An 11,286-nucleotide genomic window follows, 5' to 3' on the forward strand; every position below is an offset into this window, starting at 1 on the left:
ATCGCCCGCGTGAGCGACTGGACCATGTGGTGGTGCGTGTTGATCAAGCCCGGCACCACCACATGGCGGCGGGCGTCGATCACTTCGTCGACTTGCTTGACCAGTTCGTCGGTGTTTTCAGTGGCGGGAATGATGCGTTCGATGCGGCCATCGCGGATCAGGAGCGAGGCGTCTTGGAGTTCGGTGTTCGCATCGTCTTGCGTGGCGATGCAGCGGGCGCGGTGGATGAGCAGCGTGGTCATGGGACGAACTTTACCTGCCGTGGGGCACAATTTGCCCATGCAAGACGCCCAGCCCCACATCTCCAGCTTGACCCAAGATCCCTCTGCCTTTTTGAAAGCGCTTTACGACGTGGCGGTGCAACGTGCCTTGCCGCTGCACAACACGGCGGCACATTTGCCTGCTCCGCCAGATCCTGCCAAGGGCCGCACCCTGGTGCTGGGCGCTGGCAAGGCGGGCGGGGCGATGGCGCAAGCGGTCGAGGCCCTGTGGCCCCAGGACGCGCCACTGTCGGGTCTGGTCGTCACGCGATATGGCCACACCCCACCGCGTCCGGCGGGCTTGCCAGCGCGCATCGAGGTGGTCGAGGCCTCGCACCCGGTGCCCGATGCTGCGGGGCTGCAAGCGGCTGAGCGCATTTTGGAACTCACGAAAGGCCTGACCGCCGACGACCTGGTGCTGTGCCTGATTTCGGGCGGCGGCTCGTCTTTGCTGACTTTGCCAGCCGAGGGCATCAGCTTGCAGCTCAAACAAGACATCAACCGCCAACTGCTCGCCAGCGGGGCGAATATCGCCGAGATGAACTGCCTGCGCAAGCACCTCTCTCGCATCAAGGGCGGGCGTTTGGCGGCCGCTTGCGCTCCTGCGCGGGTGGTCACGCTCACCATCAGCGATGTGCCGGGCGACGACCCGTCCATCATCGCCAGCGGCCCCACCGTGCCCGATGTCAGCACCTGCGCCGATGCGCTGGCCATTCTCAAACGCTACGCCATCAACGTGCCCGACTCGGTGTGGCAGGCCTTGCAGGCGGGTGTTTGGGAAACGCCCAAACCCGGCTCGCCGGTGTTTGCGGGCCACAGCGTGCACATGATCGCCACGCCCCAGCAGTCGCTCGAGGCGGCAGCCGCTGCCGCGCGAGCCATGGGGTTGAATGCTTACATCCTGAGCGACGAGATTGAGGGGGAGTCGCGCGAGGTGGCCAAGGTGCACGCGGCGCTGGCGCGTGCGGCGGCCAAGGGCCTGGGGCCGTTCACCAAGCCCTGCGTTATTTTGAGCGGCGGTGAAACCACGGTGACCCTCAAGGCCCAGCCTGCAGGCACGCCACGCGGCCGCGGTGGGCGGGCGGGGGAGTTTTGCATGAGCTTGGCCGAGGCCCTGCAAGGCCAGAGCGGCGTGTGGGCGCTGGCGGCCGACACCGACGGCATCGACGGCATCGAAGACAACGCCGGGGCGCAAGTGGCTCCCGACACGTTGGCGCGCGCTGCCGAAAAAGGGCTAAAAGTGAGCGAGCACTTGCACCAAAATGATGCTTACGGTTTCTTTGAGCCGCTGGGCGACCTGGTCATCACCGGGCCCACGCACACCAATGTGAACGATTTTCGGGCCATCTTGGTGCGGTGATGGGGTCTCATTGATGTGTGTCAAAGCCCACAGACTGGGGCTCTGGCACAGTTGTCTCCACCATGTTGGATTCCTCTTTGCCCCCTTTGTCCGAACCCGCAGGCCCCGTGTTAGCAGGCACTGTGTTGCTGCACCGAGGTGACGCGGTAGACCGCATCCTGCACGTCATGCAGGGTCGGGTGGTGCTGGGGGTGATGGCGGATGGTCATATGGCGCACCAGTTGGGCGTGGTGGAAGGTCCATTTTGGCTAGAGGCTGCATCGGGTTTGTTGGGCTTGCCGCACGCGGTTGACGCGGTGGCCGAAACCGAGGTACATGTGCAATACGTGAGCGTGCCCGATTTTGTGGCCGATGTGCACGCTTTGCCCGAGGCCTCGCAAAACCTGCTCATGGACATGGCGCGTTCGCAGCGCCAACAAAGCGAACTGGCGGTCAGTCGGGTGGCCAAAGATGCGGATGCGCGATGCGCTGAATGGCTCTTGCGCCATGCCCAACCCGACGAGCTTTTTGGCGGCTTGGCCGTGAAACTGACTGAGCGCAAGCGCACCATCGCCGCGCAGTTGGGCATCGCCCCTGAGACGTTTTCACGCGTGCTGCGTCACTTGCGTGAGCGCCAACTCATCAGCGGTGGCGGCCGGGTGTTGGGCCTGCCCAACCCTCAAGCTTTGCGCGAGCTGGCTGGGGTTTGAGCCTGTTGTAGCCTTAGGATTTTTGCAGCCGCGGATTTTTCATCCACAGCACGGGTTGTTCCTTGACTGGGCGCGCTGGCGCGCCGTGTTGCAGCAAGGCCTGGTCCAGCGCCTGACCCGCCTCGTCTTGCAGGGCCGCGTGGCGGATGCGGGCCACGGCAGCCGCTTGTTCCGCCAAGGGCACGGCCGAAGCCGCGCCGCACACATGGCGCAGGATGTGCAGCAGGTTGTCCTTGCCGCGCTCGTTGGTGCTGCCATACCCTTTGATGAGTTGGCCGCAGCGTGCCAGTTCCAAACCCAGCGCAGGGGACTGGCGTGTGGCGGTTTCGATGCCGTGCAGCCATTCTTCGATCAGTGCTTGCTCGGTCTGATAGCGGCTGCCCAGCGGGCGCAGCACGCGCAAGCTGGCCAAAAAGCGCAAGCTGGCCATGCCCCACAGTGCATGGCGTGCCACCTTGAGCGGCATGGACCAAGGCGCTTGGCCATTGGCCACGCGGGCGCGGTCCCAGCGCAGCAGCCGATTCGCCAGGCCTTGCGGCAGCAGAGCGGCCAACTCGGGCACGCCAGGCTTGAAGTGGTCGTACACCTTGAGCACATCGCCCTCTTTGGCTTTGACTTCTTGCGTCACGCGTTCCCAGCGGCTGGCGCGGCTTTTCAGGTCGGCCACGCGGATGATGTCGTCAAACGCCATCCACAGGGCCAGCCAGCGGGTGGCCTCGGCGGTCACGGGGTGGGTGGCGTCGGCTGACGCGGATTCGGCACTCAGTAAGCGTTCGAGCCGCTGCACATACAAGCGGGCATAAGCCGGGCCTTGGTATTCCACCAAGCGCTGGTGCGCCAAGCCCATCAGGGGGTGCAGCACGGCGGGAAATTTGGCGGCGACATCGTTGGGCAAAACGGCCGATGCAGCCAGCACTGGGGCCGCAGGCTTCATCACCTGCTCGACATATTGCGCCTGCTCGCGCTGGCGCGTCACCAAATCAAAAGCCGAAGCAAAGCCGCGCAGGCTGGCTTGCGCCGCCTTGCCGGGGCCTGCCAACACGGCCTCGTAATGCGACCGCGTGAAGGGCAGCAAGCCGCTGCCCGCCATCGCCCCCAGCATCACGGCGCTGACCAGGGTGCCGCTTTCCTGGCACAGGCGCGCCATGTCCATCACATGGTGACGCAGGCTGTGCGCGGCCACCACATCGAGCAGCGGGCCTTCGGGTCGGCGGCCATCGCCCATGGTCATTTTTTCGGCGGTGGTGAGCGCTCGCGATGAGGCGCTGATGACCAAGGTGCGGTCGGCTGAAGCCAGGCCGTTGCCGATCTGGCGGGCGGTTTCCAGCAGCTCCGAAGACACCAGTGCGTCGAGTCGACCTGGCAGCGGGTTCAAGCCCAGCACCGGCAAGCGGCCTTGCAGCTGGCTGTGGGGCTGGGGGTAGACCTCGAGGTAATAGGTGGTGGCCCCGGTGCGCTGTGCCACGCCGGGAATCGAGGTGGCTTGCGCCGGGTAGCCTGCGTGGCGCGCCACGTCGACCAGCCAGTCGGCCAGCACGCCGCCGCCTTCGCCGCCCAGGGCGCAGAGCAAGATGGAAATGGGTTGGGTCATGGTTTCTCTCTCTGGCGTTTCAGCGGATCAAGCGGGTTGCAGCCAACGTGTGGCCAAGCCTTGCCAACGGGCCCACAGGCGCTCGTGCAGCTTGGGGTTTTGCACCACTTCGGCGCGGTAGAAGGATGGGCACAGCGTGGCCGCGTGGGCGTTTTCGCCGCACAGTCCGCAGCCCACGCAGCCATCGATCACAGTGGCCACCGGGTCCACCTTGAGCGGGTCGGGGTTGTCTTTGAGCGTGAGGGTGGGGCAGCCTGACAGGCGGATGCAGGCGTGGTCGCCGTTGCACACGTCTTCGTCCACGCCGTATTTCACCCGCTCGACGCGTTTGCCTTGGGACAGCAGCGAGGCCAACCAGGGCTTGATGCGGCGCTGGCGCTCCAGCTGGCATTCGCCTTCGGCCACGATCACCTTCAGGCCCTGAAACTCGGTGGTGAAAGCTTCCGTGAGCGTGGCCTGCATGTGGCTCACTTCGTAGGTGTGCACCGTGCGCAGCCACTGCACGCCCAGCCCCTTGAGGGTGGACTCGATGGTCTGGTTGGTGTGCACCACGCTTTGGCGTTTGTCGTCCGCCAGTTCCTTGGCGATGTCGGTGGGCGTGTTGATGATGTCTTGGGTGCCGGTGGCCGAGGTGTAGCCGTTTTTGAAGATCAGCAGCACCGCGTCGTCGCCATTGAACAGTGCGCTTTGCACACCCGTCAGCAAGCCGTTGTGCCAAAAGCCACCATCGCCCATCACCGACAGCACGCGCCGCTTCATGAGGGGCGACACGCCCGCCCGGCTGGCCAGACTCATGCCGTAGCCCAGGATGGAGTGGCCCACCGAAAACGGCTCGAAAGTGGCCAAAGCGTGGCAGCCGATGTCGCCTGAAATGTGCACCGGGCCGACGTCTTGCTGGGCCAGCTTGAGGGCCGAGAAGACGGGCCGCTCAGGGCAGCCAATGCACATGCTCGGTGGCCGCGCAGGCAGCGGGCTGCCCAGCAGGGTTTGCACTTGCAGGCGGCGTTCGCCATTGGTGGCCAGCCACTGGCGGGTGGCTTCCGGCACAGCGTCTGCTTGGTGCCGGTCCAGGAACTTCAGCAGGCCCTGGGCCATGACTTCGGCGGTGTATTCGCCGCCAGAGGGCAGCATGTCTTTGCCATGCAGCGGTGTTTGCAAGTCCAGGCGGCGCAGCATCAAGGCGAGTTCTTGCTCGATGTATTCGGGCTGGCCCTCTTCAAGCAGCAGCACGGCCGATTTGTCTTTGCAAAAATTCACCAACTCGTCGGGCACCAGCGGATACGTCACATTCATCACCAGCACCGACAAGCTGGACACGCCAAACGCATCGGCCAGGTCGAACTGCTGCAATGCGCGCATGAGCGTGTTGTAGAGACCGCCTTGCACGATCAAACCCAGGTGTCGTTGGGTACTGCCTTCAAAGTGCTCGTTCAGGCGCTGCTCGGCAATGTATTGGCGTGCGGCGGGCAGGCGGTGTTCGACTTTGCGTTTTTCTTGCGCAAAGGTCACCGGCGGGTGCGCCAGGCGCATGTAGTTGAAACCAGCGGGTTCGTCGATCAGGTGTTTTTTGGACAGCTTGGGGGCCTGGTTGTCCTTGGCCACAAACTGGCCGCGCACATGGCAGGCGCGGATGCGCAGCTCCATCATCACCGGCATGTTGGACGCTTCGGACAGCCGAAAACCGTGCTCCACCATGTTGACCATCTGGCCCAACTCGGGCCGGGGGTCGAGCAGGCACATGCCCGACTTGAGTGCATAGGCGTGTGTGCGCTCCTGGATCACGCTGGCGCCTTCGCCGTAGTCTTCGCCCACCACGATCAGCACGCCCCCGGTCACACCGGGTGAGGACAAATTGGACAGCGCGTCAGCCGCCACGTTGGTGCCCACAATCGACTTCCAGGTCACCGCGCCGCGAATGGGGTAATGGATGGACGCGCCCAGCATGGCGGCGGCCGAAGCTTCGTTGGAACACGCCTCCACATGCACACCCAGCTCGTCCATATAGGGTTTGGCCTGCACCATCACATCGAGCAGGTGCGAGACCGGCGCGCCCTGGTAGCCACCCACATAGCTCACACCCGACTGCAGCAGTCCTTTGGTGATGGCCAAAATGCCCTCGCCGTGAAAGACCTCGCCCGTGCCCATGCGCAGGGCCTTGATTTCTTCGTGAAATGAAACTTCCAAAGTACGCTCCTTGCGTTGTTGCTGTCCATTGGCATTCTCTGCAGAGACATGCGGGCCATCTTACTTATAAGTTTATTAAATGGATTGAATAACGTTCATGCGCCAAACATATGAGCCGTGGCCAGTCATCTTGGTTACAGCAGACCCCGCTGCCAGACCCCACCATGCGGCATCCCCCAACCAACAGGAGTCGAGACATGAGCAGCAGACGACAGTGGATTCAATGGGCCGGCCTGGGTGCCGCTGCGCTGGGTGTGATGGGCCGCGCTTGGGCCGGTCCATTTCCGGAAAAACCGATCAAAATGATCGTGCCCTATCCGGCAGGCGGCGGTGCTGACCAGTGGGCGCGAATTGTGGCGGGCAAGGCCGAAAAATTGTTGGGGCAGCCCATCGTGATGGATTACAAGCCCGGTGCCAGCACCACCATTGGGGCAGATGCTGCCGCCAAAGCGCCCGCCGATGGCTACACCGTGCATTTGATTGACAGCACCGCTTTTGCCTACGTGCCCAACATGCGCAAAGTGTCTTATGACCCGCTCAAATCCTTCACGCCCTTGGTCCATTTGGGCGACTTGCCATTTGTGTTGGTGGCTCACCCTTCTGTGCCTGTTCGCAATTTGCAAGAACTGATTGCCTTTGCCAAAGCCAACCCCAACAAACTCAATTGCGCCAGCGCGGGTGTGGGTTCACCGCATCACTTGATTGCCGAAATTTTCAAGCAACGTGCAGGCATTTCCATGAACCATGTGCCCTACAAGGGGGCTGCCCAGTACATTGCCGATTTGTTGGGCGGGCAGGTGGATTTGGCCGTTTCAACCTTGGGGCCGGCCATGCCGCACATCCAAACAGGCCGCATGCGTGCTTTGGCCGTGTCTACCGGCAAGCGTTCAAGCACCATGCCCGATGTCCCCACCATCGCCGAGCAAGGGTTTGAAGGCTTTGATGAAAAACCCTGGAACTGTTTTGTGACCAACGCCGGTGTGCCCGCTGAAGCCCTGGACCGCTTGCGCGCAGCCTTTCGCGCCACGATGGATGACCCCGAGGTGATTCAGGCTTTGCGCAAGACAGGTGTGGAAGAAATAGGGCGCATGCCCCTGGCCCAGATCAGCGAGCAAATGCGTCTGGACAACGCGAAATGGGGCGACGTGATTCGCCGCGCCAAAATCACCATGGACAGTTGAACGGGTGGCTTTGGCCTTCGGCACGCGCGCTGATTTCAGGCGTTGGGCCGCGCCTTGTCGCGGTATTGATCAAACACCGCGCCTTGCTGGAACAAAGCCTCGGTGTCTTGGGCTGAATAGCCAAGCTGGGCCAGCACCGATGCCGAGTGCTGGCCCAACCAAGGCGCAGGCATGCGAATGCTGCCCAGCGCACCGCTGGATTTGATGGGCAAGCCCAAGGTCTTCATCGGACCGATGATGGGGTGATCGATGTCGTGCACCATTTTTCGGGCCAAGACATGGGGGTCTTTCAGGGTTTGCTCGTATCCAAAAACCGGACCGCCAGGGATGCCCACGGCATCCAGCAGCGCCACCCAGTGGGCCGTTGTGTGTTGCGTGGTGACCGATTCAATGTCGCGTTCAAGCGCATCCACATTCTTGACCCGCAGGGCCTGTGTGCGGTAGTCCGGGCGTTCAAGCCAATCGGGTTGGGCGATGACTTTTTCACAAAAAGCCATCCACATTTTGGGCGTGCCAGCCCCCACGGTCACATACCCATCTTGTGTGCGATAGGCTTGGTAGGGTGCAGAGCGTCTGTGCCGTGTGCCTGTGGCGGTGGGGATTTCGCCCGAGCCAAAAAATGCCCCGAATTCCCAAGGGGTCCAGGCCAACCCAGCTTCCAGCAAAGAGGTTTCCAGGTACTGGCCTTCGCCAAAACGCAGCTTGCCAATCAGGGCGCCCAAAATGCCCGACAGGGCCGTGACGCCGCTGGCAATGTCGTTCATGGCAATGCCCACTTTGGCTGGGCGGCCGCCAGGCTCTCCGGTCATCATCATGATGCCGGACATGCCTTGGGCAATGATGTCGTAGCCGCCTTTTTGGCCATAAGGCCCGGTCTGGCCAAACCCCGACATGGACGCGTAAATCACACCCGGGTTGTGCGCGCAAATGCTGTCGTAGTCCAACCCCATGCGCTTGACCACACCGGGGCGGAAGTTTTCCAGCACGATGTCCGCCTTTGCAGCCAACTGCTGGGCGATCTTCAGGCCCGCCGGGTCTTTCAGGTTCAGGGCGATGCTTTGTTTGTTGCGGTTGAGCACCGCAAAACAATACGACTCGCCGTTGACCTGGGGCTCAAATTGGCGCGATGTATCACCTTTGTCGGCGTTTTCGAGTTTGATGACATCGGCCCCCATGTCGCCCAACACCATGGCGCAATAAGGGCCAGCCAATACATTGGTCAAGTCGAGGACGCGAAGGCCAGACAGTGGGAGTTTCATGGGAGGACTTTCGTGGATCGGCGATAAAGTTTCAGCGGCCAGTGAATACAGCTTTGCGCTTTTCCATGAAGGCGGTGCGACCTTCGGTGAAGTCGGCGCTGTTGAAGCACTGGGCCACCAATTGGTCGCACAAAGCCAAATTCCGCAAAGAGGCGTCTTTGACGATTTCACCCACAATGGTTTTGATCGAGGCCACGGTCAAGGGGGCGTTGGCCGCGATGGTGTCGGCATAGTGCGTCACGTAAGCGAGCAACTCTTCTTGGGGCACCATCCGGTTGATCAGCCCCATGGCCAGGGCCTCGGGTGCCGTGAATTGCCGTGCGGTAAAAAAGATTTCTTGTGCAAATGAAGGCCCCACTACATCGACCAGTTTGCGCACACCGTCAAATTCATAGCCCAGCCCCAGTTTGGCGGCAGGCACGGCAAAACGCGAATGGTCCGCCGCAATCCGGATGTCGCAGTTCAGCGCCACGGCCACGCCACCGCCGATGCAATAGCCCTGAATCATGGCCAGGGTGGGTTTTTTCAGGTTTTTCAGGGCCTGCATGCCTTGTTGAGCAACTGCGTCGTAGCGCTGGGTGGCCTCGGCAGAGTCGCGTTGCTCGGCGAATTCCGAAATGTCAGCACCCGAGACAAAGGCCTTCTCGCCCGCCCCCTGCACCACCACCACGCGAATGTCGTCATCGCGCGCAAATTCTTTTGCAATGTCCGCCAGTCCCTGCCACATCTCCAGTGACACGGCGTTGTGCCGGGCCGGGTTGTTGAAGGTGATCCAGCCCACATGCTGGTCTTTGTGGGCGGCCATCTTGTTGGTTTTCAAAAGGCTCATGAAGCGACTCCAAAGAAATGTTTTTCCAGTATGTGCCGCAACGGTTTGCGCAAAGGTTACCCGTGCGACAGACGCCCAAGGGGGGTGGGACCGGCGACCAAACCAAAGCGCTGACACCCGGCGGGTGATCTATCAATGCAAAATATCAACCATGATCGGTATGCATTGAATGAATATCAAAGACTTGGACCTGAACCTTTTGCGCTTGTTTGACGCGGTCTGGCGCACGCGCAGCGTGAGCCTGGCCGCGCAGCAATTGGGCATGTCGCAGCCGGCGGCCAGCCAGGGTTTGGCGCGTTTGCGGACCCTGTTGGGCGATGCCCTGTTTGAGCGCAGCGGCTCGGGCGTGCGGCCCACGCCGCGTGCCGACCGGCTGGCGCAGGGGGTGCAAATGGCGCTGGCCACGATTGAAGAGGCCTTGAACGCCTCGCAGGTGTTTGAACCGCAGCGGTCCAAGCGCGTGCTGCGCGTGCACCTGAGCGACATTGGCGAAGCGCGTTTTTTACCTGAGCTGGTCCTGGTCTTGCAGCGCATGGCACCGGGCATGCGGCTCGAAGCCAGGCCTGTGCCGCACGACCAAATTGGAGCAGCCTTGGACAACGGCCAGCTGGACCTGGCGATTGGATTTTTGCCAGAAGTCAGCGACACCTTGCACCAGCCCCTGCTGAGCGACCGCTATGTGGTGCTGATGCGCCAAGGCCACCCGGTGGCCAAGCGATGGGGCCAGTTGCAAAAAAAGGCTGGGGCGTTTCCCGATGCAACGCATGCCTTGTTGGCAGAGCTGGAATTTGCTGCCGTGCGCACGCATGCCGACACGCTGCGCATTCTGGAGTTGATGCACTGGCAGCATCGCCTGCGCCTGACCGTGAGCCATTTTCTGTCGTTGCCCGGCATCGTGCGCAGCAGCGATCTGGCCGTGCTCATGCCGCGCAACTTTGCGCAAGGCTTTGCGCAGGCGGGCGAGTTGGCCATCATCGAACCTGATTTGCCCTTGCGCGATTTCACCGTGTCCATGCACTGGAGCGCCCGCTTTGACAAAGACCCGTGTCTGCAATGGCTGCGGGCCGCGACCGCTCAATTGTTCAGCACTCCCACACCATGAGCACTTTCAAACTTTATCTGAGCGCCATTGAAGCCCCCAGCCTGGCCGATGTGCAAGCCTGGCAGGGCATGACCCTGCTGGAATTTGGCACCGAGTGGTGCGGTCACTGCCGCGCCGCGCAGCCCCTGATCACACAGGCATTGGCCGCACAGCCACATTGGCAGCACTGCAAAGTCGAAGACGGCCCCGGCCGTGCGCTGGGTCGCCATTACCGCGTCAAGCTGTGGCCCACCTTGGTGTTGTTGCGCGATGGGCAGGAAGTGGGGCGTCTGGTGAGGCCTGCGGCCGTGCAGGACATCGAAAGCGCGATGTCAAAGGCTTGACGGGGTGGTGGGGCACCTGGATTCGTGTTTTTTAAAATATTATGTTTTGTTTGGCACGACAACGGCGCTTACCAAGTCGAAATCGTGGACTACCACTGAGGAGTTGAAGATGACCGAATTACTTGACGAAATCCACCCCGGCGAAATCTTGTTGGAAGATTTCATGAAGCCCATGGGGATTACCGCGCGTCAGCTGGCCGCTGACATTGATGTGTCACCCAGCCGAATCAGCGATCTGGTCAATGGCAATCGCCCCGTGACGGCCGATACCGCCTTGCGTTTGGGGTTGTTTTTCAACATGGAGCCCCGCTTTTGGCTGAACCTGCAAACCGAGTACGACAAGCGCCAGGCCTCCCGAACGCTCACTGCTGCGATTGCGCCACGCATTCGGGTGTTCCAGCAGCCAGCCGCTGCTTGATTGAACTGGGGCTGGCGAACCTTAAGCCAACAAAACCCCAGCGTCTTCATACCAAAACAGCAGCGCCGCGTCGTAGCTTTCCCACACACA

10 protein-coding genes and 1 pseudogene are annotated in these 11,286 nt (G+C 61.8%); 6 read left to right on the top strand and 5 right to left on the bottom strand.

All coding sequences use genetic code 11. The features are described 5' to 3' along the window. Positions 1 to 242 (bottom strand): annotated as a pseudogene (locus ACIQ47_RS12310) (8-oxoguanine deaminase); the annotation flags it as partial. A gap of 37 nt (positions 243 to 279) precedes the next feature. Between ACIQ47_RS12310 and ACIQ47_RS12315 the strand changes: the two are divergent. Next, complete coding sequence (locus tag ACIQ47_RS12315) at positions 280 to 1,620, top strand: glycerate kinase (RefSeq protein WP_396438397.1); 1,341 nt, start codon at positions 280 to 282, stop codon at positions 1,618 to 1,620. Positions 1,621 to 1,682: 62 nt separating this feature from the next. Beyond that, complete coding sequence (locus ACIQ47_RS12320; RefSeq protein WP_396438388.1) at positions 1,683 to 2,309, top strand: Crp/Fnr family transcriptional regulator; 627 nt, start codon at positions 1,683 to 1,685, stop codon at positions 2,307 to 2,309. A gap of 13 nt (positions 2,310 to 2,322) precedes the next feature. Here the strand turns inward: ACIQ47_RS12320 and ACIQ47_RS12325 are convergent, their stop codons facing one another. Both ACIQ47_RS12325 and ACIQ47_RS12330 read right to left on the bottom strand, forming a co-directional pair. Then, positions 2,323 to 3,900 (bottom strand): indolepyruvate oxidoreductase subunit beta family protein, encoded by a 1,578-nt coding sequence (locus ACIQ47_RS12325; RefSeq protein WP_396438389.1) that lies wholly within the window; start codon positions 3,898 to 3,900, stop codon positions 2,323 to 2,325. 27 nt (positions 3,901 to 3,927) lie between these two features. Continuing rightward, complete coding sequence (locus tag ACIQ47_RS12330) at positions 3,928 to 6,084, bottom strand: thiamine pyrophosphate-dependent enzyme (protein WP_396438390.1); 2,157 nt, start codon at positions 6,082 to 6,084, stop codon at positions 3,928 to 3,930. Between the two features lie 197 nt (positions 6,085 to 6,281). Between ACIQ47_RS12330 and ACIQ47_RS12335 the strand changes: the two genes are divergently transcribed. Continuing rightward, on the top strand, positions 6,282 to 7,265 hold the full coding sequence (locus tag ACIQ47_RS12335) for a Bug family tripartite tricarboxylate transporter substrate binding protein (protein WP_396438391.1): 984 nt from the start codon (positions 6,282 to 6,284) through the stop codon (positions 7,263 to 7,265). Between the two features lie 35 nt (positions 7,266 to 7,300). Here the strand turns inward: ACIQ47_RS12335 and ACIQ47_RS12340 are convergent, their stop codons facing one another. Next, on the bottom strand, positions 7,301 to 8,524 hold the full coding sequence (locus tag ACIQ47_RS12340; RefSeq protein WP_396438392.1) for a CaiB/BaiF CoA transferase family protein: 1,224 nt from the start codon (positions 8,522 to 8,524) through the stop codon (positions 7,301 to 7,303). 31 nt (positions 8,525 to 8,555) lie between these two features. Then, the gene (locus ACIQ47_RS12345) at positions 8,556 to 9,353 is read right to left on the bottom strand and encodes an enoyl-CoA hydratase (RefSeq protein ID WP_396438393.1); all 798 of its coding nucleotides are present in this window, start codon (positions 9,351 to 9,353) and stop codon (positions 8,556 to 8,558) included. A 169-nt stretch (positions 9,354 to 9,522) separates the two neighbouring features. Between ACIQ47_RS12345 and ACIQ47_RS12350 the strand changes: the two genes are divergently transcribed. The 3 genes from ACIQ47_RS12350 to ACIQ47_RS12360 all read left to right on the top strand — a co-directional run bounded on the left by ACIQ47_RS12350 (position 9,523) and on the right by ACIQ47_RS12360 (position 11,196). Then, positions 9,523 to 10,455, top strand: a complete 933-nt coding sequence (locus tag ACIQ47_RS12350) for a LysR family transcriptional regulator (RefSeq protein WP_396438394.1) — start codon at positions 9,523 to 9,525, stop codon at positions 10,453 to 10,455. Continuing rightward, positions 10,452 to 10,778, top strand: a complete 327-nt coding sequence (locus ACIQ47_RS12355; protein ID WP_396438395.1) for a thioredoxin family protein — start codon at positions 10,452 to 10,454, stop codon at positions 10,776 to 10,778. Before ACIQ47_RS12350 ends, ACIQ47_RS12355 begins: the two co-directional genes overlap by 4 nt. A gap of 109 nt (positions 10,779 to 10,887) precedes the next feature. Beyond that, positions 10,888 to 11,196, top strand: coding sequence for a HigA family addiction module antitoxin (locus ACIQ47_RS12360; protein ID WP_396438396.1), 309 nt, complete (start codon positions 10,888 to 10,890; stop codon positions 11,194 to 11,196). Positions 11,197 to 11,286 lie beyond the last annotated feature (90 nt).

This window comes from Limnohabitans sp., assembly GCF_044373035.1.
GTDB lineage: Bacteria > Pseudomonadota > Gammaproteobacteria > Burkholderiales > Burkholderiaceae_C > Limnohabitans_A.

Excerpts from the sequence above, each read along its gene's own strand:
- ACIQ47_RS12315 (WP_396438397.1), top strand. The coding sequence starts at position 280 with ATGCAAGACGCCCAGCCCCACATCTCCAGCTTGACCCAAGATCCCTCT.
- ACIQ47_RS12320 (WP_396438388.1), top strand. The coding sequence starts at position 1,683 with ATGTTGGATTCCTCTTTGCCCCCTTTGTCCGAACCCGCAGGCCCCGTG.
- ACIQ47_RS12325 (WP_396438389.1), bottom strand. The coding sequence starts at position 3,900 with ATGACCCAACCCATTTCCATCTTGCTCTGCGCCCTGGGCGGCGAAGGC.
- ACIQ47_RS12335 (WP_396438391.1), top strand. The coding sequence starts at position 6,282 with ATGAGCAGCAGACGACAGTGGATTCAATGGGCCGGCCTGGGTGCCGCT.
- ACIQ47_RS12340 (WP_396438392.1), bottom strand. The coding sequence starts at position 8,524 with ATGAAACTCCCACTGTCTGGCCTTCGCGTCCTCGACTTGACCAATGTA.
- ACIQ47_RS12345 (WP_396438393.1), bottom strand. The coding sequence starts at position 9,353 with ATGAGCCTTTTGAAAACCAACAAGATGGCCGCCCACAAAGACCAGCAT.
- ACIQ47_RS12350 (WP_396438394.1), top strand. The coding sequence starts at position 9,523 with ATGAATATCAAAGACTTGGACCTGAACCTTTTGCGCTTGTTTGACGCG.
- ACIQ47_RS12355 (WP_396438395.1), top strand. The coding sequence starts at position 10,452 with ATGAGCACTTTCAAACTTTATCTGAGCGCCATTGAAGCCCCCAGCCTG.
- ACIQ47_RS12360 (WP_396438396.1), top strand. The coding sequence starts at position 10,888 with ATGACCGAATTACTTGACGAAATCCACCCCGGCGAAATCTTGTTGGAA.